Annotated in this window: 22 protein-coding genes; 18 read left to right on the forward strand and 4 right to left on the reverse strand. The window is 66.6% G+C overall.

Going from position 1 to position 22,690, the window contains the following annotated elements:
- The first annotated feature begins 91 nt into the window (after positions 1-91).
- The 13 genes from ACAH41_RS19170 (at position 92) to ACAH41_RS19230 (ending at position 11,662) form a co-directional block, all read left to right on the forward strand.
- The gene (locus tag ACAH41_RS19170) at positions 92-1,615 is read left to right on the forward strand and encodes a 3-hydroxyacyl-CoA dehydrogenase (RefSeq protein WP_325653567.1); all 1,524 of its coding nucleotides are present in this window, start codon (positions 92-94) and stop codon (positions 1,613-1,615) included.
- 44 nt (positions 1,616-1,659) lie between these two features.
- Positions 1,660-2,973 carry a phenylacetate--CoA ligase PaaK gene (paaK, locus tag ACAH41_RS19175; RefSeq protein WP_325653565.1) on the forward strand — a complete coding sequence of 438 codons (1,314 nt, stop codon included), beginning with the start codon at positions 1,660-1,662 and terminating at the stop codon, positions 2,971-2,973.
- Positions 2,974-3,008: 35 nt separating this feature from the next.
- Complete coding sequence (paaA, locus tag ACAH41_RS19180; protein WP_325653563.1) at positions 3,009-4,022, forward strand: 1,2-phenylacetyl-CoA epoxidase subunit PaaA; 1,014 nt, start codon at positions 3,009-3,011, stop codon at positions 4,020-4,022.
- The gene (gene paaB / locus ACAH41_RS19185; protein ID WP_325653561.1) at positions 4,019-4,345 is read left to right on the forward strand and encodes a 1,2-phenylacetyl-CoA epoxidase subunit PaaB; all 327 of its coding nucleotides are present in this window, start codon (positions 4,019-4,021) and stop codon (positions 4,343-4,345) included. The genes paaA and paaB overlap by 4 nt, the downstream gene beginning before the upstream one ends.
- Positions 4,345-5,118 (forward strand): 1,2-phenylacetyl-CoA epoxidase subunit PaaC, encoded by a 774-nt coding sequence (paaC, locus tag ACAH41_RS19190; RefSeq protein ID WP_325653559.1) that lies wholly within the window; start codon positions 4,345-4,347, stop codon positions 5,116-5,118. Before paaB ends, paaC begins: the two co-directional genes overlap by 1 nt.
- Positions 5,112-5,633, forward strand: coding sequence for a 1,2-phenylacetyl-CoA epoxidase subunit PaaD (gene paaD, locus ACAH41_RS19195; RefSeq protein WP_370538421.1), 522 nt, complete (start codon positions 5,112-5,114; stop codon positions 5,631-5,633). Before paaC ends, paaD begins: the two co-directional genes overlap by 7 nt.
- The gene (paaE, locus tag ACAH41_RS19200; RefSeq protein WP_325653555.1) at positions 5,630-6,712 is read left to right on the forward strand and encodes a 1,2-phenylacetyl-CoA epoxidase subunit PaaE; all 1,083 of its coding nucleotides are present in this window, start codon (positions 5,630-5,632) and stop codon (positions 6,710-6,712) included. The genes paaD and paaE overlap by 4 nt, the downstream gene beginning before the upstream one ends.
- Positions 6,713-6,745: 33 nt before the next feature.
- The gene (locus ACAH41_RS19205; RefSeq protein WP_325653553.1) at positions 6,746-7,390 is read left to right on the forward strand and encodes a TetR/AcrR family transcriptional regulator; all 645 of its coding nucleotides are present in this window, start codon (positions 6,746-6,748) and stop codon (positions 7,388-7,390) included.
- A 4-nt stretch (positions 7,391-7,394) separates the two neighbouring features.
- Positions 7,395-8,618: a 3-oxoadipyl-CoA thiolase gene (gene pcaF / locus ACAH41_RS19210; protein ID WP_325653551.1), complete on the forward strand. Its 1,224-nt coding sequence runs from the start codon at positions 7,395-7,397 to the stop codon at positions 8,616-8,618.
- A gap of 16 nt (positions 8,619-8,634) precedes the next feature.
- Positions 8,635-10,680, forward strand: a complete 2,046-nt coding sequence (paaZ, locus tag ACAH41_RS19215) for a phenylacetic acid degradation bifunctional protein PaaZ (protein WP_325653549.1) — start codon at positions 8,635-8,637, stop codon at positions 10,678-10,680.
- Between the two features lie 36 nt (positions 10,681-10,716).
- A complete protein-coding gene (locus ACAH41_RS19220) occupies positions 10,717-11,058 on the forward strand; it encodes a hypothetical protein (RefSeq protein ID WP_325653547.1) in 342 nt (113 codons plus the stop codon).
- Between the two features lie 68 nt (positions 11,059-11,126).
- Positions 11,127-11,393 (forward strand): hypothetical protein, encoded by a 267-nt coding sequence (locus ACAH41_RS19225; RefSeq protein WP_325653545.1) that lies wholly within the window; start codon positions 11,127-11,129, stop codon positions 11,391-11,393.
- The gene (locus ACAH41_RS19230; protein WP_325653543.1) at positions 11,390-11,662 is read left to right on the forward strand and encodes a hypothetical protein; all 273 of its coding nucleotides are present in this window, start codon (positions 11,390-11,392) and stop codon (positions 11,660-11,662) included. The genes ACAH41_RS19225 and ACAH41_RS19230 overlap by 4 nt, the downstream gene beginning before the upstream one ends.
- 21 nt (positions 11,663-11,683) lie before the next feature.
- Here the strand turns inward: ACAH41_RS19230 and ACAH41_RS19235 are convergent, their stop codons facing one another.
- Positions 11,684-12,394, reverse strand: coding sequence for a hypothetical protein (locus tag ACAH41_RS19235; protein WP_325653541.1), 711 nt, complete (start codon positions 12,392-12,394; stop codon positions 11,684-11,686).
- Positions 12,395-12,723: 329 nt separating this feature from the next.
- On the opposite strand from ACAH41_RS19235, the gene ACAH41_RS19240 reads away from it, so the two are divergent.
- Positions 12,724-13,197, forward strand: coding sequence for a hypothetical protein (locus ACAH41_RS19240; RefSeq protein ID WP_325653539.1), 474 nt, complete (start codon positions 12,724-12,726; stop codon positions 13,195-13,197).
- 44 nt (positions 13,198-13,241) lie between these two features.
- Here the strand turns inward: ACAH41_RS19240 and ACAH41_RS19245 are convergent, their stop codons facing one another.
- On the reverse strand, positions 13,242-15,011 hold the full coding sequence (locus ACAH41_RS19245) for an MFS transporter (RefSeq protein ID WP_370538415.1): 1,770 nt from the start codon (positions 15,009-15,011) through the stop codon (positions 13,242-13,244).
- Positions 15,012-15,110: 99 nt separating this feature from the next.
- Here ACAH41_RS19245 and ACAH41_RS19250 point away from each other — a divergent pair, with 99 nt between their 5' ends.
- On the forward strand, positions 15,111-16,898 hold the full coding sequence (locus ACAH41_RS19250) for a peptide-N4-asparagine amidase (RefSeq protein ID WP_325653537.1): 1,788 nt from the start codon (positions 15,111-15,113) through the stop codon (positions 16,896-16,898).
- Positions 16,899-16,953: 55 nt separating this feature from the next.
- Positions 16,954-17,208 (forward strand): type II toxin-antitoxin system Phd/YefM family antitoxin, encoded by a 255-nt coding sequence (locus ACAH41_RS19255; RefSeq protein WP_325653535.1) that lies wholly within the window; start codon positions 16,954-16,956, stop codon positions 17,206-17,208.
- A 105-nt stretch (positions 17,209-17,313) separates the two neighbouring features.
- Here the strand turns inward: ACAH41_RS19255 and ACAH41_RS19260 are convergent, their stop codons facing one another.
- Positions 17,314-20,886 (reverse strand): indolepyruvate ferredoxin oxidoreductase family protein, encoded by a 3,573-nt coding sequence (locus tag ACAH41_RS19260; protein WP_370538416.1) that lies wholly within the window; start codon positions 20,884-20,886, stop codon positions 17,314-17,316.
- 101 nt (positions 20,887-20,987) lie between these two features.
- Between ACAH41_RS19260 and ACAH41_RS19265 the strand changes: the two genes are divergently transcribed.
- Positions 20,988-21,488 (forward strand): Lrp/AsnC family transcriptional regulator, encoded by a 501-nt coding sequence (locus ACAH41_RS19265; RefSeq protein ID WP_370538417.1) that lies wholly within the window; start codon positions 20,988-20,990, stop codon positions 21,486-21,488.
- 1 nt (position 21,489) lies between these two features.
- Here ACAH41_RS19265 and ACAH41_RS19270 read toward each other — a convergent pair whose 3' ends face one another.
- Positions 21,490-22,197, reverse strand: a complete 708-nt coding sequence (locus ACAH41_RS19270) for a glutathione S-transferase N-terminal domain-containing protein (RefSeq protein ID WP_370538418.1) — start codon at positions 22,195-22,197, stop codon at positions 21,490-21,492.
- Between the two features lie 146 nt (positions 22,198-22,343).
- On the opposite strand from ACAH41_RS19270, the gene ACAH41_RS19275 reads away from it, so the two are divergent.
- A partial coding sequence (locus ACAH41_RS19275) for a hypothetical protein (protein ID WP_370538419.1) occupies positions 22,344-22,690 on the forward strand: 347 nt, incomplete at its 3' end.

The following is a 22,690-nucleotide window of genomic DNA, read 5'->3' on the forward strand; positions in this document are numbered from 1 at the left end:
GCGCTCACCGGTGCTTTCCCGACCCGACACCGCGGATGGCTTCGCCCATGATGACCTCTCCACCTTCCCTGGTGCCTCGTCTGCAGAACCCATGACCTCTTCCTTTCCGCTCGATCCGTCCACCCGAGTCGCCGTGATCGGTGCCGGCAGCATGGGCGCCGGCATTGCCCAGCTGGCGGCCCAGGCTGGCCACGAAGTCTGCCTGTTCGACCTGGCGCCCGGCGCGGCGGCCAAGGCCATCGCCCGCATCGGCGCGGACCTGGACCAGGCCGTTCAGCGCGGCCGGCTGACGGCGGAAGAACGCGCTGCTGTGGGCAGCCGCCTGCGCGCCACCGAGCACCTGGCCGAGCTGGCGGGCTGCGGCTTGGCAGTGGAGGCCATCGTCGAGCGGCTGGAGCCCAAGCAGGGCCTGTTCCGGCAGCTGGAGGAATTGCTGGGCGACGAGGCGGTGCTGGCCACCAACACCTCGTCGATCTCCATCACCGCGATTGCCTTTGGCCTGAAGCGCCCGGCCCGCCTGGTCGGCTGGCACTTTTTCAACCCGGCCACGCGCATGAAGCTGGTCGAGATCATTGCCGGCGTGGAGACCGCGCCAGCCCTGGTCGATGCGATGCGCGCGCTGTCGCTGGCCTGGGGCAAGACGCCGGTCGACGCGCCGAACGCGCCGGGCTTCATCGTCAACCGCGTGGCCCGGCCGTATTACGCCGAAGGTTTCAAGCTGCTGGCAGAGCGCGTGGCCGAAGCGCCGGCCATCGACCGATTGCTGCGCGAAGCCGGCGGTTTTGCGATGGGCCCGTTCGAGCTGACCGACCTGATCGGCCAGGACGTGAACCTCTCGGTCACCGAATCGGTCTTCCAGGCCACCGGCTACGACCCGCGCTACGCACCGAACCTGATCCAGCAGGAGCTGGTGCGTGCAGACCGCTTGGGCCGCAAGAGCGGGCGCGGCTTTTACGAGCACGCGAAGGATGCCGCCGCGCCCGCCGTCGCGCTGGTCACGCCCGCGGCCACCGCGCCGTCGGTTCGTGCGCCGCGCAACGCCGGGCTGCTCGCGCCGCTGCTGCAGCGCCTGGAAAAATCCGGCGTCAGCATCCACGTGGACGACACGCTGCCCGCCGAGCATCTGCAGCTCGGCGAGTTGCAGGTCGCGCTGACCGACGGCCGAACCGCCACCGAACGCGCTGCCGGCAAGCCCATGCTGCTGCTGGACCTGGCGCGCGACTTCGCCAGCACGCCGCTGCTGGGCGCCGCCGCCAGCGCAGGCACCGAGGCGCACCTGGCCGAACTGGCCGCGCTGCTGCACACCGCCGGCATCGGCCTCCTGGCGCTGCACGACGTGGCCGGCCTGGTGGTGATGCGCACCGTCTGCTGCCTGGCCAACGAAGCGGCCGAGCTGATGACGGTCTCGACCACGCGCGCGGCCGACATCGACACCGCCATGCGCCTGGGCACCAACTACCCGCTGGGCCCGCTGGCCTGGGCCGACCAGCTCGGTCCCAGCCGCGTGTTCGGCGTGCTGGCGAACCTCCAGCAGCACTACGGCGAAACACGCTACCGCCGCGCGCCGCTGCTGTCGCGCCACCACTTTGCCGGCAGTCACTTCCACGGTGAATGAGGCCGCAGAGCCCACGCCCCGGCCCCTGATTTTCGGAGAGAGACATGCCCGCCAAGCGACCCGCCCCTGGTGATCTGGAGACCATCGAGACCGCCAGCCGCGACGAGATCGAAGCGCTGCAGCTGCAGCGCCTGCGCTGGACGCTGCAGCACGCCTACGACAAGGTGCCGCACTACCGCCAGGCCTTCGATTCGGCCGGCGTGCACCCGGGCGACCTGAAGGCGCTGAGCGACCTGGCGAAGTTCCCGTTCACCACCAAGCGCGACCTTCGGGACAACTACCCATTCGGCCTGTTCGCCGTGCCGCGCGAGCAGGTCTCGCGCATCCATGCGTCCTCCGGCACCACCGGCAAGCCGACCGTGGTGGGCTACACGAAACGCGACATCGACACCTGGGCCGACCTGGTGGCACGTTCGATCCGCGCCGCCGGCGGCCGGGCCGGCGACATCGTCCACATCGCCTACGGCTACGGCCTGTTCACCGGTGGCCTGGGCGCGCACTACGGCGCCGAGCGGGCCGGCTGCACGGTGATCCCGGTGTCCGGCGGCCAGACCGAGAAGCAGGTCCAGCTGATCCAGGACTTCAAGCCGGACATCATCATGGTGACGCCCTCGTATATGCAGGTCCTGATCGAGGAGTTCACCCGCCAGGGGCTGGACGCGCGCGAAAGCTCGCTGAAGGTCGGCATCTTCGGCGCAGAGCCCTGGACCGAGGCGATGCGGCGCGAGATCGAAGGCAAGGCCGGCATCGACGCGGTGGACATCTACGGCCTGTCCGAAGTGATGGGCCCGGGTGTGGCCAGCGAATGCATCGAGAGCAAGGACGGGCCGGTCGTCTGGGAAGACCATTTCTACCCCGAGATCATCGACCCGCTGACCGGCGAGGTGCTGCCCGACGGCAGCGAGGGCGAGCTGGTCTTCACCTCGCTGAGCAAGGAAGCGCTGCCCATCATCCGCTACCGCACGCGCGACCTGACCCGCCTCTTGCCACCCACGTCCCGTTCGTTCCGCCGCATGGGCAAGATCGTCGGCCGCAGCGACGACATGCTGATCATCCGCGGCGTCAACGTGTTCCCCACGCAGATCGAGGAGATCGTGCTGCAGCACCAGCAACTCTCCGGCCAGTACCAGATCGTTGTCAGCCGCGAGGGCCTGCTGGACCATGTCGAGGTGGTCTGCGAACAGCATGCCGGCGCGAGCCTGAACGAGGCCGAGTTGCGCGACGTGGCCGGCTGGCTGCAGCACCGCATCAAGACGCTCGTGGGCATCTCCGTCAAGCCCAGCGTGTTGGCCAACGGCAGCATCGAACGCACGCTGGTCGGCAAGGCCCGCCGCGTGGTCGACAAGCGGCCGAAGTAAGCCACGCACTCCCCCATTCATCGAAAGGAACGCGCATGTACACCCAAGCCATGGACCTGATGGCCAAGGAAGGCGGCCCGACGCAGAAGCCGCTGCGCAGCGCCGAAGAGGTGCAGCTGGAAGCCCGCTTCGAGGCCCGCATCGACGACGGCGACTTCATCGAAGCCAAGGACTGGATGCCCGAGCACTACCGCAAGACGCTGGTGCGGCAGATCAGCCAGCATGCGCATTCGGAGATCGTCGGCATGCTGCCCGAGGGCAACTGGATCACCCGCGCGCCCACGCTCAAGCGCAAGACCATCCTGCTGGCCAAGGTGCAGGACGAAGCCGGCCACGGCCTGTACCTGTACGCGGCCGCGGAAACGCTGGGCACCTCGCGCGACCAGATGTACGAGGCGCTGCACACCGGCCGCGCCAAGTACAGCTCGATCTTCAACTACCCCACGCTGAGCTGGGCCGACATGGGCGTGATCGGCTGGCTGGTGGACGGCGCGGCCATCATGAACCAGGTGCCTCTTTGCCGCTGCTCGTACGCGCCGTATGCGCGGGCGATGGTGCGCATCTGCCGCGAAGAAAGCTTTCACCAGCGCCAGGGCTACGAGGCTTTGCTGACGATGATGAACCACGGCACCGCGGCACAGAAGGAGATGGTGCAGGACGCGGTGAACCGCTGGTGGTGGCCCTCGCTGATGATGTTCGGCCCGCCGGATGCGGAGAGCCCGAACTCGGCGCAATCGATGCGCTGGGGCATCAAGCGCATCTCGAACGACGCGCTGCGCCAGAAGTTCATCGACGCCACCGTCGAGCAGGCCAAGCTGCTGGGCGTGGGCCTGCCGGACCCGGACCTGAAGTGGAACGAGGAACGCCAGTCCCATGATTACGGCAGCATCGACTGGGCCGAGTTCTGGCGCGTGGTCAATGGCGACGGCCCCTGCAACCGCGAGCGCCTGAACGCCCGCGTGGACGCCTGGGAAGACGGCGCCTGGGTGCGCGACGCCGCGATGGCGCATGCCCGCAAGCAACAGCAGCAAGACAAGGAAGCAGCATGAGCACCGGCAACAGCCAGAACCCGAAGGTCGACCCCAAGGCAGCGCAGGAATGGCCGCTGTGGGAGGTCTTCGTGCGCAGCAAGGCCGGGCTTGACCACAAGCATTGCGGCAGCCTGCATGCGCCCGATGCGGCCGGCGCGATCCAGCTGGCGCGCGAGGTCTACACCCGGCGCCAGGAAGGCACCAGCGTGTGGGTCGTGCAGTCCAGGGACATCGTCGCCAGCGACCCGTCGGACAAGGACATGTACTTCGACCCGATGGAAGACAAGGTCTACCGCCACCCGACCTTCTACGAGCTGCCCGCCTCCGTGGACCACATGTGATGACTGCTTCGATTCAAGTTGCCACCAACCCTGCCGTGCAATACGTGCTGCGACTGGGCGACACCTGCCTGATCGCCGGCCAGCGGCTGGCCGAATGGTCGGGCCGCGGCCCGGTGCTGGAAGAAGACATCGCGCTGTCCAACATGGCGCTGGACCTGGTGGGCCAGGCGCGCGCGCTGCTCACCCACGCTGGCAAGCTCGAAGGGGCAGGACATGACGAGGACCAGCTGGCCTTCCTGCGCGACGAACGCGACTTCCTGAACCCGACGCTGGTCGAGCTGCCGCGCGGCGACTTCGCCGTCACCGTGCTGCGCAATGCCATGCTCTCCACCTTCCTGAAGCAGATCTGGCTCCGCCTGCAGGACTCCAGCGACAGCGAGCTGGCCGGCATCGCTGGCAAGGCCGTGAAGGAAGCGCGCTATCACCAGCAGCATGCGGCCGACTGGGTGGCCCGGCTGGGTGACGGCACCGAAGAATCGCGCCGCCGCATGGAACGCGCGCTGCGCGACCTGTGGCTGTACATGGCCGAGCTGTTCGACGCCGACGCGGTGGACGAAGCCGCGGCCGCCAACGGCCTCGGCCCGCGCTGGTCCGACGTGCAGGCCGCGTGGACGGCCGAGATGGACCAGATCCTCGAAGGCGGCAAGCTGCAGGCGCCCAAGACCGGCGCCTTCCGCAGCGACGGCAAGCGTGGCCGCCACAGCGAGCACATGGGCTACATCCTGGCCGAGATGCAGCACCTGCAGCGCAGTTTCCCCGGAGGCGTCTGGTGAACCTGGTCGCGCCGCCTGAACCGGACACGGCTCGCCTCGAACAGGTCTGGGCGGTGCTGGATACCGTGCTGGACCCCGAGGTGCCTGCCGTCTCGGTGCGCGACCTGGGGATCGTGCGCGACGTGCTGGACACCGGCGACGGTGGCATCGAGGTGGTGCTCACGCCCACCTACTCCGGCTGCCCGGCCACCGAGGTCATCGAGCGCGACGTGCTGGCTGCCGTCAACGCGGCAGGCCTTGGCCCGGCCCGCGTGCGCCTGCAGCGCGCCCCCGCCTGGACCACCGACTGGATCAGCGAGGCCGGGCGCCAGAAGATGAACGCCTACGGCATTGCGCCACCCGGGCCGGTGCTGGCCGAAGGCGAATCACTGGTGCGTGTCATCCCCCGGCTGGCCTGCCCGCGCTGCGGCAGCAAACGCACCGAGCGCCTGTCCGCCTTCGGCTCCACCGCCTGCAAGGCCCTGTACCGCTGCATCGCGTGCCAGGAGCCGTTTGAACATTTCAAACCGATATGAGTTTGCATTTCCAATCCCTGCGCGTGCGCGCGCTGCACCCGGACACCGACGAAGCGACCATCGTGTCATTTGAGGTGCCTGAATCTCTTCGCGAGCAGTTCCGCTTCAAACCCGGCCAGTACCTGACGCTGCGCACCGAAGTCGATGGCGTGGACCTGCGGCGCTCGTATTCAATCTGCTCGGCCAGCGGCGACGAGCTGCGCGTGGGCGTGCGCAAGGTGCCGGGCGGCGTGTTCTCCACCTGGGTCAACGAACACCTGAAGCCGGGCGACCTGCTGCAGGTCATTCCGCCGCAGGGGCATTTCACGGTGCCGGCACTGCCGGACGCCGAGGCACCCGCCCGCCACTACCTCGGCATTGCCGGCGGCAGCGGCATCACGCCCATCCTGTCCATCATGAAGACGGTGCTGGCCGAGCAACCCAAGGCCCGCTTCACGCTGATCTACGGCAACCGGCAGCAGAAGTCCACGATGTTCAAGGAAGAACTCGAGGACCTGAAAAACCGCTACCTGACCCGCCTGGTGCTGCACCATGTCTTTTCGCGGGAGGTCATGGACACGCCATTGAACGCCGGCCGGCTGGACCGCAACAAGCTGGCCGAGTTCTTCCGCACGGTGGTGAACCCCGCAGGCATCGACCATGCGTTTGTCTGCGGCCCGTTTGGTGTCAACGACGAAGCTGAGGTCGCCTTGCGCGCGGCCGGCCTGTCGGAGGACCAGATCCACATCGAGCGCTTCGGCGTGCCGGATGCCGAGCGCGCCGCGCAGGTGCATGTGCCGCAGCCGGGCGACGCCGAAAGCGCCCGCGTCATCATCATCCGCGACGGGCTGGAACGCGAGATCTCGTTCCGCAAGAGCGACCCCAGCATCCTGGATGCTGCGGCCGCCGCCGGCCTGGAGGTGCCGTTCTCGTGCAAGTCCGGCGTCTGCTGCACCTGCCGCGCCAAGCTGCTCGAAGGCCAGGTCCGCATGGACCGCAACTTCGCGCTGGAAAAGCACGAGGTCGAGGCTGGATTCGTGCTGACCTGCCAGTCCCACCCGCTGACCGAGCGCGTGGTGCTCTCCTTCGATGAGCGCTGAGAATCCGGCTTCCCCTCACTGACAAGGAAAGCCGTGGCCCGCGGACGTTCTGCCGGATATGACAACCAGCGCGAAGCCATCCTGGCGCGCGCGGCCGAGCTGTTTGCCCAGCAGGGCTACCCGGGCACCTCGATGAACCAGGTCGCGCAGGCCTGCGGGCTCTCGAAGCCCGCGGTCTACCACTACTTCCGAGATAAGTACGCGCTGCTGGTCGAGATTGCCGAAGGCCATGTGGCGCGGCTGCAGGAGCTGGTGCAGGAAGTGGAAGCGGCCGACCTGTTGCCCGAGCCGCGGCTGCGCGAGCTGATCCACCGCTTCGTCGAGGAATACGGCAGCGCCCAGCATGCGCACCGGGTGCTGACCGAAGACGTGGGCTTCCTCGAACCGGCCGACCGCGAACGCGTGCTGAACAAGGAACGCCAGGTGGTGGAAGGCTTTGCGCAGGCCATCCAGCAGCTCCGCCCGCAGCTCGCCGAAGGCGGCATGAGCAAGCCGCTGACCATGCTGCTGTTCGGCATGATCAATTGGATGTTCACCTGGCTGCGTCCCGACGGCGCGCTGACCTACGCCGCGATGGCGCCCGTCGTCACGGACCTGTTTTTTGGCGGCATCGGCGCGGTGCGCCTGCCGCTGCCGGCCGAACCGCCACCCGACCCCAAGACATCCAACGGAGACTGAACCCATGACCCCCTCGCCCCGCCACGCCTGGATCATCGACGGCGTGCGCACGCCCTTCGGCCGCTACGGCGGCAGCCTGGCAGGCGTGCGCACCGACGACCTCGGCGCCGTGCCCATCAAGGCCTTGATGGACCGCAACCCCGGCGTGGACTGGGCCGCGGTGGACGACGTGCTCTACGGCTGCGCCAACCAGGCCGGCGAGGACAACCGCAACGTGGCCCGCATGGTCGCGCTGCTGGCCGGCCTGCCGGTGGACGTGCCCGGCAGCACCATCAACCGCCTGTGCGGCTCGGGCCTGGACGCGGTGGGCAGCGCGGCGCGCGCCATCGTCGCCGGCGATGCGGACTTGGTCATTGCCGGCGGCGTGGAGAGCATGACGCGCGCCCCCTTCGTGATGGGCAAGGCCGACAGCGCGTTTTCGCGCAGCGCCAAGGTCGAAGACACCACCATCGGCTGGCGCTTCGTCAACGCGAAGATGAAGGCCGCGCACGGCATCGACTCGATGCCCGAAACAGCAGAGAACGTCGCCACCGACTACAAGGTCACGCGCGCCGACCAAGACCAGTTCGCCTGGACCTCGCAGCAGCGCACCGAGGCCGCGCGCAAGGCCGGCTTCTTCGACGGCGAGATCGTGCCGGTGGTCATCCCCGCGCTGAAGGGCAAAGGCGAGCCCGTCAGCATCACGGCAGACGAACACCCGCGCCCCGAGACCACGCTGGAGCAGCTGGGCCGCCTGAAGGGCGTGGTGCGGCCGGACGGCAGCGTCACCGCCGGCAATGCCTCCGGCGTGAACGACGGCGCGGTGGCGCTGCTGCTGGCCTCGGACGATGCCGTCAAGCGCTACAAGCTGAAGCCACGCGGCCGCGTGCTGGCGATGGTTGCCGCAGGCGTGCCGCCGCGCATCATGGGCATCGGCCCGGCACCGGCCACGAAGAAGCTGCTGGCCCACCTGGGCTGGACGCTGGACGAGGTCGACACCATCGAACTCAACGAAGCCTTTGCCGCGCAAGGCCTGGCCGTGATGCGCGAACTCGGCCTGCCCGACGACTCGGCCAAGGTCAACCCGAACGGCGGCGCGATTGCCATCGGCCACCCGCTGGGCGCCTCGGGCGCCCGCCTGGTGCTGACCGCGCTGCGCCAACTGGAGCGCACCGGCGGCCGCCGCGCGATTGCCACGATGTGCATTGGCGTCGGCCAGGGCATTGCCATTGCCATCGAACGGGCATGACCCGCTGGAGCCCCACATGACCACCCCTGTCCTTCAAAGTTTCATTGGCGGCCGCTGGATCGGCCAGCAGCATTCGCAGTCGCTGCTGAGCGCGATCAACGGCCAACCGGTGGCCGACACGCATGCCGAAAACCTCGACTTCGGCGAGGCCGTCACGCACGCCCGTGGCCCCGGCGTGGCCGCCCTGCTGAAGCTGGACTTCCAGCAGCGCGCCGCGCGCCTGAAGGCGCTGGGCGCCTACCTCAACGAGCACAAGGAAACGCTGTACGAGGTCTCGCGCCACACCGGCGCCACCCGGCGCGATGGCTGGGTCGACATCGAAGGAGGCTCCGGCACGCTGTACGCCTATGCCAGCCTGGGCTCCAACGGCCTGCCCTCGGGCAATGTGCTGCACGAGGGCCCGGTGATCCCGCTGGGGAAAAAAGGGGGCTTTGCCGGCACCCACATCCTGGTGCCGCGCGGCGGCGTGGCGGTGCACATCAATGCCTTCAACTTCCCGGTCTGGGGCATGCTGGAGAAGTTCGCGCCCAGCTTTCTGGCCGGCATGCCGTGCATCGTCAAGCCGGCCACCGCCACCAGCTACCTGACCGAAGCCGCAGTGCGGCTGATGCACGCCAGCGGCCTGTTGCCAGAAGGCAGTTTGCAGCTGGTGATCGGCAGCACCGGGGACCTGCTGGACCGCCTGGCCGGCCAGGACATGGTGACCTTCACCGGCTCGGCCGACACCGCCGCCAAGCTGCGCGTGCATCCGAACCTGATCCGCCAATCGGTGCCCTTCAACGCCGAGGCCGACTCGCTGAACTGCGCCATCCTCGCGCCCGACGTGACGCCAGCCGACGAGGAGTTCGACCTCTTCGTGCGCGAAGTGGCCAACGAGATGACCACCAAGGCCGGCCAGAAGTGCACCGCCATCCGCCGCGCCATCGTGCCCCGTCAATACGTGGACGAAGTGGCCGCGCGGCTGCGCAAGCGCCTGGCGGCCACCGTCGTGGGCGACCCGGCGCGCGAAGGCGTGCGCATGGGCGCACTGGCCTCGCATGCGCAGCAGGCCGACGTGGCCGAGCGAGTGGCCCGGCTGCTGCAACACGCCGAGTTGGTCTATGGCGAACGCGATGGCTTCGCACCTGTGGGCGACGGCGTCAGCGAAGGCGCGTTCTTCTCGCCAACGTTGCTGATGGCACGCGACTCGCACCATGCCGACGTGCACGACATCGAAGCCTTCGGCCCGGTCAGCAGCCTGCTGCCTTACGACGGGCTGGACGAAGCCCTGGCGCTGGCCGCCCGCGGCAAGGGCAGCCTGGTCGGCACGCTGGTGACGCGAGACCCGGCGATTGCAGCACGCGCGATTCCCGCCGCCGCGATGTGGCACGGCCGGCTGCTGGTGCTGGACCGTGAAGCCGCGGTCGAGTCCACCGGCCACGGCTCGCCGCTGCCCGCCCTCAAGCACGGCGGTCCCGGCCGCGCCGGCGGCGGCGAAGAACTGGGCGGACTGCGCGCGGTGCACCATTACCTGCAGCGCACCGCCGTGCAAGGCTCACCCACCATGCTGGCCGCCATCACCGGCGAGCACGTGCGTGGCGCGAAGGTCATCGAGACCGAGGTGCACCCCTTCCGCCGCCACTTCGAGGACCTGCAGATTGGCGAGTCGCTGCTCACGCACCGCCGTACCGTGGGCGAGGCCGACATCGTCGCCTTCGGCGGCATCTCGGGCGACTTCTTCTACATGCACTTCGACGAGATCGCCGCCAGGGAAACCGACTTCGGCCAGCGCATTGCCCACGGCTACTTCGTGCTTTCCGCCGCCGCCGGCCTGTTCGTCTCGCCCGCCCCCGGCCCGGTGCTGGCCAACTACGGCCTGGACACCCTGCGCTTCACCAAGCCCGTCGGCATCGGCGACACCATCCAGGCCCGCCTGACCTGCAAACGTAAGATCGACCGCAACAAGCGCGACGCCAAAGGCATCGGCCAAGGGGTGGTCGCCTGGGACGTGGAAGTGCGTAACCAGCACGGCGAGATGGTCGCGAGCTATGACATCCTGACGTTGGTGGCGAAGAAGGTTTGAGAGCCGCGCGGTCTGACGCGACGAGTTGTTCAAGAGATGTCGATTGCACGAAAAGGAAGCAGGCGCATCGTGGTGGACGAAGTGACCTACCGATGGTCGATTCGTTCACGACCGACCTACGCTCAAGCACTGGCCATGAGCCCGATGACCGCGGCCATCGTCAAAGACGAATGCGCAGGCTCGACGTTGATCGCCACCTTCGACGTTGCAAGACCTGATAACTGGATGCGCCAACACAGCTCGCCCGTTACGCCCGCGATCATCGAGCGTGCAATTCGAACGGCCCTGTCAGAGGGATGGCGCTCAGACGAGAACGGTAGCCCGTTTGCTGTAGCGGTCCCGACTGGCTCTGCTGAACCAACAGGCAAGCGCTGCTGATGATGTCAGGCGCCCATGCCAGCCGCCAATCCTCATCACTCTCCACTTCAAGAGGCGGCCCCTAACCTATGACAACACTGATTTCGAAGTTCTCCGTTCGCAATCGTCGAACCAAACCGCACGTCGTCGCAGTCGAACCATGGGCACATGATTTCACGCTCCTTCCTGGTGAGGCGTTGGAGATTTTCGCCATGAGCGAAAGCGCCGCGCCGTCTTTTGAGCTCGTGGAGTGGGCCGACACCACGCAGGTGTACTGCAACGATGCCGATGATTTCAAAGTGATGCAAGGCGACATTCAACTGGAGTGCGGCCACCAGCGAGGATCGGCCGCTTGATAGTCGCCTCGGCCACCAATGGCAGTTGCAAGATCGACCGCAACAAGCGCGACGCCAAAGACATCTGCCAAGGCGTCGTCGCCTGGGACGTGGAAGTGCGCAACCAGCACGGCGAGATGGTGGCGAGCCATGACATCCTGACCTTGGTGGCGAAGAAAGCCCGTCCAGCCTTTCCACCGACACAATCTCGTTGTCAGCGTCGCGGAACGGTGGCGCACGGCACCAGCCGTCCTCTCGCACGTGGTGCAGGTTTCGATGCCTGCCGCTGACAGTGCGCGCGCAACCAAGCCCTAAGAAGTCGCGCCCTTGGTGGCCTCAAGTTCAACATCGTTCGCTTCGATCCATCGCTCCAGTTCATCGAAGTGATCTGGCCAGACCTCGTTGTATTCAGCTTCAAAAAGCACCATGCACGCGCGCATCCCTTTGAGGTGCGTGTTGCCATACATCTCGGCCCACATGTTGGCGAAGTTGGTCACTTGATTGTCGTGATCGACAGTCGAATAGCCGATGCAGATGCCTTCGTAGTTGGGATGTGCACTTTCTGAGAGTTCTCCGTACAACTTCACGAGCCCGGGATAGCGCTTGTCGCAGTGCCCGAGGACAGTGACTATATTGATCGCAACGTGGTTCGTTGATCGGTCTTTGGACCCAAGCAGCAGTTGCGATGTCTTTTCACTGAAGGTGTGGAAGTTCAACGTGCCATCGAGCACCTTTGCCATCAACTGGTTCAGGTAGATGAGCAGTGCCAGTGTCTCGAAGCCGCTTCGCAAAAGAATCCTGGCGCCCAGCACATGGCCTGCCTGGAAGAGGACATGTGACTGCACCAACAGATCGTGCAGTCGCCAAAAGACTGACTCGCGCAGCATCAAGCTGCGGAATGGTGCCTTCCACTTGTGCGCGGTCGGGTTTCTTACGTAGAGGCCCCCAAGTTCCAACTTGGGGTCGAGAGACGCCTTCCAGTTCGCGAGGGCCTGTTCAACGACTTGTGCGGTGTCATCCATATTGCGCATTCTGCAGGGTACTGCGCCAGCGGGTGGCTCGCCGATTGCGACGACGAGCCACCGCTAGCGAACTCGACATCCGACCTTGCTCCTATGCAGACTTCACTATCGCAACACCCACCACCAGCCGCGCTCCGCTTCCGCGGCTGCGACACGACATGTTCATCCAGCTCCCCGACGCTGCCACATGGCCCTGTTTGATCACGCCGCCCCGTGCTGGACCAAATCTCGGGCAACGACGACCGAGAAGCGTAGCGCCTGGGCAGTGAGGGCAGCCACCATGAGGCAAGATTCGCCAAAGAGCAACCTTCGACACCTCGGCCGAACCAATGCACGAAACGCATGCCTTCATTGTCTTTGCCGACTATTTTCAGTTCGTCGTGCAGGACGAGGATTCTGAAGACGACTTCGCCACGATCTGGACGCCCGAAGCGCTGGCCTGCCAGACGGCCTTCGGCAAAAGTGCTGTTTGTCCCGGCACGCTACGAAACGTAGATGTCCCCATCGAGATCGTCATGGTTGACGCGGACCCTGAGATTCCACTCGGAACAGTAGATCACGCAGTCGAAGGCAGCATTGAGATCACATCCGGCAAAGTGGTCGTGATGGGCTGCACACAGTACTTTCCGGACGCGCCTCGGTTTGAGGTGAAGCCAGGTACCTACCGTGTGCTTGCAGTGATGGAAGGCATCGGCAGCATCCAGCACGAATGGGAGCCCGCAGATGACAAGTACACCGTTTACATGTGGCCGGGCGAGGCGCGCCAAGCGAAGCTAATCAAGCATTGGAACGGCAACTCCTAGCCCAGTTGCGCCCACGGCCAGCACGATCCGGTCGTGATGCGCTGCTACTCCCTCAGCGCGCTTTGGATGTCCTCCAGCGCAATGCCGCGGGTCTCGACGCCGCTGCGCCACAGCATGACGGCCGACAAAGCCATGGGCAACGCGAGCACGAGGGCTGAGAGCGCGAAATGGTCGAAGAAGCTGAAGAGGGCCAGTGCGGCACCCAGGATGCCGCCGAACTTCGAGCTTGCGGCAATGACGCCGGACCCACTTCCGCGCAGGTGAACCGGGTAGATCTCGGCGGCGTACGGAATGAGCATCGCGATCACGCCGCTGACGCAGATCAGCAAGGCCGCTGTGGCCGCCGTCGTGACGCTCGCCGAGCGCAACTCGAATGCAGCCAGCGCAGCAAAGCCGAGCAGCACCGCGGCCGTGAGTGCAATGAACAGCACCAGCGCCTTGAAGCTGCTCCAGCGCTGGTAGAGAAGGATGACGACAGCGATCCCGGGCAATGCGAGGAAGGCCGACTTCGCCAGCAGCGCGCTGGCCGCAGCGGGGTCGACGCCCAGTTCCTTCAGGTTCGTCGGCAGCCACAGCAGGAAGCCGAAGTTCGCCAAGCCCCAGCCGGTGCCGCAGACCAGCAGCGCCCAGCTGATGCGGGCATGCCGGCCCCGCATCAGTGGGCGAATGCCCGACACGGGATGGCTTTCGTCGATCACCGGCGGGCCGGGATGCGCCGGGTCATCGGCCTCCAGGGCCTGCTTCGCCCCCGCGAATCGGCGCAGGACCGCGTGGGACTCCTGGTGCCGACCCATCGCCGCCAGGAAGCGCGGAGACTCGGGAATGAACCGGTTCAGGAAGATGATCACCGCACCCGTGGGCAAGCCCAGCAGCCAGAGCACGCGCCAGTTGAAGAGCGGCTCCAGCCACGCCGCCGATCCCGCTGCAATCATGTAGCCGGCAGAGGTGCCGATGCCGCCCAGCGCGACCATCAGCCAGCCCCGGTGCCGGGCCGGCACTGTCTCCGCCATCAAAGTGAAGGCGATGGGCAGCAAGCCGCCGGCCGATGCGCCCATCAGGAAACACATCGCGAGGTTCCATTCGAAGGTCGGCATCGCACCGCAGATGGCGGTGCCGATGAACATCAGCGCCGAAAACAGGATGGCCGCGCGTCGCCCGAAACGGTCGGCAATGCGCCCCCAGACCACCGAGCCCACTGTCGTCCCGGTGAGCGCGAACAGTGCCAGCAGGCTCGCATGAGACCTGGGCAGCCCATATTCGGCGCTCAAGCCCGGCATCACAAAGCCGAGCGTCGCGGGCTTCATCACGTCGATGGCGAGGGTGACGATGAGGACCAGCACCAGCTTCCAGTGCTCACGGTTCAGCGCCACGCCGTCGGCGACATGCAGGTACCTGGCGCTCGCTTGGGGGGTGGACGATTCGGCCCGCCCCCGCGGCGGCATCAACGCGTAGAACGACAGTGCAAGACCGATGGGGATGAGCGCCATGCCAATCCACATGTCCATCGTCATCGGCATGCCCACCAGCCGCCAATGCGTGTGCTGGCCCATCAACAACATCGGCAAATGGGCAAGCACACCCGCGGTGATGAGTGCGCAGCCGATCCAGAACGCCAGGGGATGCTGGAAGAGGACTCGCTTGGCTTGCATGCGGTGGGACGCTCGATGAGGCGGGCAGTCTAGCGCGGGGCATGCTCGACACCGCGCCGCCAGCCGCGAAGGCTGCCGCGCCACCGGAATGCATGCCATCGCCAGAGCGAGTCCCACCATGCGGCATGGGGTATCCCCGTCGACACCGGTGCAGGAGCTTGGCATACGCTTTGCGTGGCTGGCTCCCCGCCATCTTCCTCAACCCAGCAGAGCTTGTTCATGCCGAACCTCCCGATCCGCCCGACGTCACGCGCTTGCCTTCCCATGGCACTCGCGACGTGCGCACTCGCACTCTTCATCAGCGGATGTGGGGGCGATGACGACCAGGCCAGCACACCCGGCGCAGTGGCACCCGTGGCGGCCCTCGCGGCCTCTGCCGGTGCCACCGGCCTGGTGGTGGCGGACGCACCGCTGCCCCGGCCCACGACCGCACCGTGCACGATCACGCTGTACAGCGGCATGACCTACAGCGGGTTCGATGCGCATTCGTTCGCCTACCCGGGTTCGGGCGCCTGCTCCGGCAAGTTCGCCAAGGTGGTGCTGGAAGCGGACTTCTCGGTCAACGCCGGCCGGCAGTTCGACCGCACCGCGCTCATCTCCATCGGCGGCGTGAACCTGTATTTCGGCACCACGCAGGAGCCCTCTTCCACCGTGGCGCCGAGCTGGCACATCGAGCGGGACCTGACCGACTACGCCAACGCGCTGACGGCCGCTGCCACCGGCTACGTGCGGCTGGACAACGTGGTTGACGACACCTACACCGGCCTGATCCAGGGCTCGGCCAGGCTGGTGTTCTATCCGGCAGCGACGGCTGCCGACGCCGCCACTTCGCGCGTGGCCGACGCGGTGATCCCCTTCGCCGGCGACCTGGTGACGGGCAACCCGGCCAGCCTCGCCACGGCCACCGACGCGCTGCAACGCACGCTGTCGCTGCCGACCAACATCGTGCGGCTCTACCTGGACGTGCAGGCCGAGAGCCAGGGCGGCGATGAGTTCTGGTACACCTGCGTGCCTGACGACCAGACCGATGCACTGCAAAGCTGCGGCGGCGGCAGCTTCCGCGAAGTGCTGGTCGCCATCGACGGTCAGCCGGCCGGCCTGGCGCCCGTGGTTCCGCGCGTCTATACCGGCGGCATCGACCCCGGCCTCTGGCGCCCGACCACCGGCGCTGAGACGCTCGCGTTCAACCCTTCACGCGTCGACCTCACGCCGTTCGCCGGCGCGCTGAGCGACGGCGCCCCGCACACGGTGGCGATCTCCGTCGAAGGCGCCCAGGACCACTACTCGGTCGTCGGCAACCTGCTGGTCTACCGGGACGCAGGCGCCACCACCACGGGCGGCGTCGTCAGCAGCAACTCGCTGACCAGCGCGGCACTGACCACACCCGTCACGACCAACGGCGTCGTGGTCGCCGACGACGGCAGCGTCAGCGGTCCGCTGGGCGTGACGGCAACGCGCAGCTACGCGATCACCGGCTACGTCGACACCTCGAAAGGCCGCGTGACGACGACGGTGCAGCAGGACCTGAGCTTCAGCAACCAGCAGACCTTCCAGATCACGGACATCCTGTATTCGCAGACCATTGCGCAGAAGTCCACCGTGGCCGCCACCGTGACGACCACCAACGGCAAGAACAAGACCGTCGACACCTACGCCTTCAGCTACCCGCTGGATGTGGGCTACGTCTACGACGGCGATGCGAACACCCAGAACAGCACCATGGCCCAGGACTTCAGCACCACCGTGTCGCGAACGGTCAACGGCAAGGCCGTGTTCAACAGCGCCTTCGAGAACAGCCTCACTTCGAAGTCCGGCCTGATCTTCAGCAACACCGGCGGCGCCACCCAGCGCGTGGGCCAGGAAGGCACGCAAACGGTCAGCTACAGCGACAACATCGGCAGCTGCTACAAACGCAGCATCGCCACTGCCTTGAACGCACTCACCTCGGTCGAAGACGGCAACGGCTGCGCCAAAGGCAACGTCCTGAACTGGCTCGCGCAACCCGATGGCGCGCCGGCGCAGGGCGTGCTGGAACAGGTATCAGAGGACTGAGGACAGCAGCGCTCCCTCGAAGCCGTCGAGTTGCCACATGCACGGGGAGGCAATCGTGCGCATCACCACCATGTCCAGCCGCGAATTCAACCAGGACACGGCCTGCGCCAAGAAAGCAGCAGCGCAAGGGCCCGTCTTCATCACGGATCGAGGGCGCCCAGCGCACGTGCTGCTGACCTTCGAACGCTATCTGGCCCTGTCTGGTCCGGCACCCAGCATCGTTACCCTGCTGTCGATGCCAGGCGCCGGAGACGTCGAATTCAACCCGCCTCGCGCAGACCCGCTCAAAAGCGAAACGGATCTGAGCTGATGCGCGAGTTGGACACCACCCCGGAGCGATGCTGCCCAATCACCGGGCCATGGCTCGCATCACCAAAGGACAGCGGAACTTGCCAGAAGTGGCATGCCAGCCCCTTCAGCCCGCCACCACCGCCACGCCGCGGATCTGCCCGGCCTTGGTGGACGCGGGCGGCTTCGGGTAACGCTGCGGCAGGTAGCGGTGCATCAGCTCGGCTTCGCGGGCACGGGCCAGTGCGATGTTGGCCAGCTTGATGTGGCCGTAGCCGCGCATGCTCATCGGGACGGCGGCGATCTGGGCGGCCAGGGCCTGCTTGTCAGCGGCCAGGCCTTCCAGCAGTTCGCCAATGCGGGCCTCGAACTGGCTGATCAGCTGCCGCTCCATGCGGCGCTCTTCGCTGTAGCCAAAGAGGTCCAGCGCGGTGCCGCGCAGCGCCTTGCCCTTGGCCAGCAGGCGCATCGCTGGCAGCATCCACGGGCCCAGGCGGATCTTGCGCGGCGCCTGGCCGTTTTTCGGGCGTGACAGCAGCGGCGGCGCCATGTGGAACTCCAGTTGCAGTTCGCCTTCGAACTGCTCGCTGAGCTTGCGGCGGAAGTTGCCGTCGGTGTAGAGCCGGGCGACTTCGTATTCGTCCTTGTAGCTCATCAGCTTGAGCAGGCTGCTGGCCACCACGCGGGTGACCGGCAGGCTGGCATCGCCGCCGGCCAGCGCCGCCTCGGCCTGGCGCACACGCTGCACCGTGGCCTCGAAGCGACGGGCCCAGGCGTCGTTCTGGTAACCCGCGAGATGCGCCACGGCGCGCGCCACCAGCGCATCGACGGACTCATCAAGAGGCAGCTCTGATGCCCCGCTGCGCAAGGCTTGCAGGCCTTGCGGATCGGCCGCGGCGAGCCGCCCCAGCGAGAAAGCCAGCAGGTTGGATTCAACGGCGACCGCGTTCAGTTCGATGGCCTTGGTGAGTGCGGCCAGGCTGACCGGCACCAAGCCGCGCTGCCAGGCGTAGCCCATGGCGAGGATGTTCGATGTGATGGTGTCGCCGAGGAACTCTTCGGCCAGCGCCTGGGCGTCGAAGGTCTCGACCTGTTCGTCACCGGCGACGAAGCGCATCTTCTCCAGCAGCAGGTCGACCTTGAGGCTGGCGTCCGGGTTGCGCAGCGATTCGGCGACCGGAATCTGGTGCGTGTTGGCGAGGATGCGGGTGCGACCGTGGCGCACGGTCTGCAGCGCATCCGGCGAGGCGCCGACGACCACGTCGCAGGCCAGGATGGCATCGGCCTGCTGGGTGTCGATGCGCACCTGGTTCAGCCGCTCGGGCACGTCGGCCAGACGCACGAAGCTCAGCACCGCGCCGCCCTTCTGCGCAAAGCCCATGAAGTCCAGCACGCTGGCGCGCTTGCCTTCCAGGTGCGCGGCCATCGCGATCACCGCGCCCACGGTGACCACCCCGGTGCCGCCGACGCCGGTGACCAGCAGGTCGTACGGCGCGGCCCAGGTGTGTTCGGCCGGCTGCGGCAGCGCTTCGACACGGGCCAGGAACGCCGCTTTGCCGGTGCTCAAAGCGCCCGCGCGCTTGCGCAGCTTGCCGCCGGTCACGCCGACGAAGCTGGGGCAGAAGCCCTTGGCGCAGGAATAGTCCTTGTTGCAGTTGCTCTGGTCGATCTTGCGCTTGCGGCCCAGCTCGGTTTCCAGCGGCAGCACGGCCACGCAGTTGCTCTGCACCGTGCAGTCGCCACAGCCTTCGCACACCGCTTCGTTGATGAACAGGCGCTTTGCAGGATCGACCATCTCGCCCTTCTTGCGGCGGCGGCGCTTCTCGGCCGCGCAGGTCTGCTCGTAGATCAGCACGGTGACGCCGGCGACCTCGCGCAAGCGGCGCTGCACGGCGTCCAGCTCGGCGCGGTCGTGGAACTCGGTGCCGGCGGGGAAGCGCTCGCGCATCTCGTCGTATTGATCGATGTTGTCGCTGACGACCACGACCTGCTTGACGCCTTCGCTCTCCATCTGCCGCGCAATCGCGTCCACGCTGATCACGCCGTCCACCGGCTGGCCGCCGGTCATGGCCACCGCGTCGTTGAACAGGATCTTGTAGGTGATGACGGCCTTGGCCGCGACCGCCTGGCGCACCGCCAGGTAGCCCGAGTGGTAGTAAGTGCCGTCGCCCAGGTTCTGGAAGACGTGCGGCACCTTGGTGAACATCGAATGCGAGATCCAGTCCACGCCTTCGCCGCCCATCTGGATCAGGCCTTCGGTGTCGCGGTTCATCCAGTTGGCCATGAAGTGGCAACCGATGCCGGCACGGGCCGTCGAGCCTTCAGGTACCTTTGTGCTGGTGTTGTGCGGGCAGCCGGCGCAGAAGTAAGGCAGGCGCTTGACCGTGTCACCGCCGTTGGACAGCAGCGGCGGTGGCGTGAAATCGCGCACATGGCGCAAGTGGTCGCCAAAACGGGCCTCGCCGAAATGCTCGGCCAGCCAGTGCGCGGTGATCTCGATCAGCCGCGAAGGCCGCAGCTCGCCCAGCGCCGAGACCAGCGGCTTGCCGTCGCGGTCATGCTTGCCGACCAGCGCTGGGCGCGCCTCGGCCGGTGCGTTGTAGAACAGGTCGCGCAGCTGGGTCTCAACGACCGCGCCCTTTTCCTCGACGATCAGGATCTCTCTCAGGCCCTGGGCGAAGGCCTTGACCCGCGTCGTCTCGATGGGGAAGCTCAGGCCCACCTTGTAGAGCCGCACGCCGGCCTCGGCCAGTGCCTCGGGCGAGATCTCCAGCCGGCGCAGCACTTCCATCAGGTCGTAGTGCGCCTTGCCGCAGGTGATGATGCCCACCGTGGCGTGCGGGCTCGTGATCACCTGCCGGTCAATGCTGTTGACCTTGGCAAATGCGGCCGTGGCCTGCAGCTTCGCGGCCATGCGGGCCTCGATGGCCAACGAGGGCAGGTCCGGCCAGCGGATGTGCAGCCCGTCGGCTGGCGGCTGGTAGCCGGTCGCGGCAGTGACGCTAGCCGCATCGGCCCAGGCTGCGGCGCGGGCATTGACCAGGTCCAGGTCCACCGTGGCGCCACTCTCCACCACTTCGGACAGCGCGGCCATGCCGACCCAGGCGCCCGAGTAGCGCGAAAGCTCGTAGCCGTACAGGCCGAACTCCAGGTACTCGGCCACGCTGGCCGGCTGCAGCACCGGCATGCCCCAGGCCTGGAAGGCCTGGTCGCTCTGGTGCGGCATCGAAGACGACACGCAGCCGTGATCGTCCCCCGCCACCACCAGCACGCCGCCGCGCGGCGACGAGCCAAACGCATTGCCGTGCTTCAGCGCATCGCCCGCACGGTCCACGCCCGGGCCCTTGCCGTACCACATGCCAAACACGGCATCCACCGTGCGCTCCGGGTCCAGCTCCACGCGCTGCGTGCCCAGCACCTGCGTGGCACCCAGCTCTTCGTTGATGGCCGGCACGAAGCGGATGCCCGCTTCAGTGAACTTCTTGCCGGCTTTCCAGATGGCCTGGTCCACCATGCCCAGCGGCGAGCCGCGGTAGCCGCTGATGAAGCCCTGCGTGGCCAGGCCCGCAGCAGCGTCGCGCTGCCGCTGCATCAGCATCAGGCGCACGAGCGCCTGGGTGCCGGTCAGGAACACCTGGCCGTCGCGTGCCCACAAGGCGTCGGAGAGTTGGTAGCCGGGGCGCAGGAGCGTGTCTGTCATGGCGCCAAGGCTAAGGGGGTGGCCGGAGAATTTGCTTCTTTTCTTCTCCGATTTCATACTCCCGGTAGAAAACTGTTCTACGCGCCCAAGGAGACAAGAGAATGGAAGAGCTGGATCGGCAGGACGTGGTGCTGCTCACGGAACTGCAGCGCGACTCGCACCAGACGGTGCAGCAACTGGCAGACCGTGTCGGCCTGTCGAGCACGCCGTGCTGGAAACGCATCAAGGACATGGAGGCCAGCGGCGTGATCCGTGGCTACACGGCGCTGATCGACCGCGAGCAGGTGGGCCTGGCGCTGTGCGTGATCGCTGAAGTCAACCTCACGCGCCACAGCGAAGACGTGGTGGTGCAGTTCGAGAAGGAAGTGGCCGGCTGCCCGCAGATCGTGAGTTGCTACTCCACCACCGGGCAGGCCGACTATGTGCTCAAGGTGCTGATGCCCGACATCAAGGCCTATGAGCGCTTCCTGCACGAGGTCGCCTTCCGGTTGCCGGGCGTGACGCACGTGCGTTCCAGCGTGGTGCTCAAGGAAGTGAAGGCCGACACGCGGCTGCCGATCGAGTTGCCGGGCAAGCCGCGGGCCAAGGCAAAGCGCCGCTAGGTCAGGTCGGCCGTTTCGGAATGTTGAGGCCGCGCTCCACCGCAGGCCGCGCGACAAAGGCCGCCAGCGTGCGATTCAGGTGCGTGAAGCTGTCCATGCCCACCAGCTCGCCGGCGTTGTAGTTGGCGACCAGGTTGCGCACCCACGGCAAGGTCGCGATGTCGGCGATGGTGTAGTCGTCGCCCATGATCCAAGCGTGGTCGGCCAGCCGGTCATCGAGCACCTTGAGCAGCCGCTTCGATTCCTCCACATAGCGGTCACGCGGGCGCTTGTCCTCGTACTCCCGGCCGGCGAATTTATGGAAGAAGCCGATCTGCCCAAACATGGGCCCGATGCCGCCCATCTGGAACATCAGCCATTGCAGGGTTTCATAGCGCGCGGCCGCGTCGCGCGGCATGAGCTGGCCCGTCTTCTCGGCCAGGTAAACCAGGATCGCGCCGGATTCCCACAGCGGTAGCGGCTTCCCGCCCGGGCCGTTCGGGTCCAGGATGGCCGGAATCTTGTTGTTGGGGTTGAGCGAGAGGAACTCCGGCGAGAACTGGTCCTTGCTGTCGAAAGAGACGCGATGGACCTCATACGGCAGTCCGGTCTCCTCCAGCATGATGGAAATTTTCACGCCATTGGGGGTCGGAAGTGAGTAAAGCTGCAGCCGATCGGGGTGTTGGGCGGGCCATTTGCGGGTGATGGGGAAGTCGGAGAGTTGGGTCATGCGGCCCAATATAAATGCACAAGCGAGCGGCTGTCCTGCGACATGTAGGAAACCAAACTCAACGCTGAGGGGATAGCGTCCTACACCCCTGCCTACCCGTCGAGCTTTACCTTTGGGGCCAGCAGTCCTTATCAAGCAGTACCCCAATGACCACTTTCAATGACTCCGGCGAGTTCGAAGTCAACAGCACCACTTCCGGCGACCAGCGCGCGCCCACCATCGCCAGGCTCGATGACGGTTACGTCGTCGCATGGCAATCGTTCAACGGCCACACCGATCTGCACCTGCAGCGCTATACCGATGGCGGTGTTGCCGTGGGCGGCGAAGCTGTCATCAATTCGACGACGCTGGGCGAGCAATCGCAACCCACCATCACCGGCACCGCAGGCGGCGGTTTCGTGGTGGCATGGGCGTCCGACCAGGGCGGCAGCGACTTCGGCGTGTACCTGCAACGTTTCGACAGCCAGGCCCAGCGCGTGGGTGGCGAGACGCT

Source organism: Ideonella sp. (assembly GCF_041287625.1).
Classification (GTDB): Bacteria; Pseudomonadota; Gammaproteobacteria; order Burkholderiales; family Burkholderiaceae_C; genus Ideonella.

What these genes read in the sequence shown, in the direction of transcription:
- ACAH41_RS19170 (WP_325653567.1), top strand. Translation starts at nt 92, where the DNA reads ATGACCTCTTCCTTTCCGCTCGATCCGTCCACCCGAGTCGCCGTGATC.
- paaK (WP_325653565.1), top strand. Translation starts at nt 1,660, where the DNA reads ATGCCCGCCAAGCGACCCGCCCCTGGTGATCTGGAGACCATCGAGACC.
- paaA (WP_325653563.1), top strand. Translation starts at nt 3,009, where the DNA reads ATGTACACCCAAGCCATGGACCTGATGGCCAAGGAAGGCGGCCCGACG.
- paaB (WP_325653561.1), top strand. Translation starts at nt 4,019, where the DNA reads ATGAGCACCGGCAACAGCCAGAACCCGAAGGTCGACCCCAAGGCAGCG.
- paaC (WP_325653559.1), top strand. Translation starts at nt 4,345, where the DNA reads ATGACTGCTTCGATTCAAGTTGCCACCAACCCTGCCGTGCAATACGTG.
- paaE (WP_325653555.1), top strand. Translation starts at nt 5,630, where the DNA reads ATGAGTTTGCATTTCCAATCCCTGCGCGTGCGCGCGCTGCACCCGGAC.
- pcaF (WP_325653551.1), top strand. Translation starts at nt 7,395, where the DNA reads ATGACCCCCTCGCCCCGCCACGCCTGGATCATCGACGGCGTGCGCACG.
- paaZ (WP_325653549.1), top strand. Translation starts at nt 8,635, where the DNA reads ATGACCACCCCTGTCCTTCAAAGTTTCATTGGCGGCCGCTGGATCGGC.
- ACAH41_RS19220 (WP_325653547.1), top strand. Translation starts at nt 10,717, where the DNA reads ATGTCGATTGCACGAAAAGGAAGCAGGCGCATCGTGGTGGACGAAGTG.
- ACAH41_RS19225 (WP_325653545.1), top strand. Translation starts at nt 11,127, where the DNA reads ATGACAACACTGATTTCGAAGTTCTCCGTTCGCAATCGTCGAACCAAA.
- ACAH41_RS19235 (WP_325653541.1), bottom strand. Translation starts at nt 12,394, where the DNA reads ATGGATGACACCGCACAAGTCGTTGAACAGGCCCTCGCGAACTGGAAG.
- ACAH41_RS19240 (WP_325653539.1), top strand. Translation starts at nt 12,724, where the DNA reads ATGCACGAAACGCATGCCTTCATTGTCTTTGCCGACTATTTTCAGTTC.
- ACAH41_RS19245 (WP_370538415.1), bottom strand. Translation starts at nt 15,011, where the DNA reads ATGCCAAGCTCCTGCACCGGTGTCGACGGGGATACCCCATGCCGCATG.
- ACAH41_RS19250 (WP_325653537.1), top strand. Translation starts at nt 15,111, where the DNA reads ATGGCACTCGCGACGTGCGCACTCGCACTCTTCATCAGCGGATGTGGG.
- ACAH41_RS19260 (WP_370538416.1), bottom strand. Translation starts at nt 20,886, where the DNA reads ATGACAGACACGCTCCTGCGCCCCGGCTACCAACTCTCCGACGCCTTG.
- ACAH41_RS19265 (WP_370538417.1), top strand. Translation starts at nt 20,988, where the DNA reads ATGGAAGAGCTGGATCGGCAGGACGTGGTGCTGCTCACGGAACTGCAG.
- ACAH41_RS19270 (WP_370538418.1), bottom strand. Translation starts at nt 22,197, where the DNA reads ATGACCCAACTCTCCGACTTCCCCATCACCCGCAAATGGCCCGCCCAA.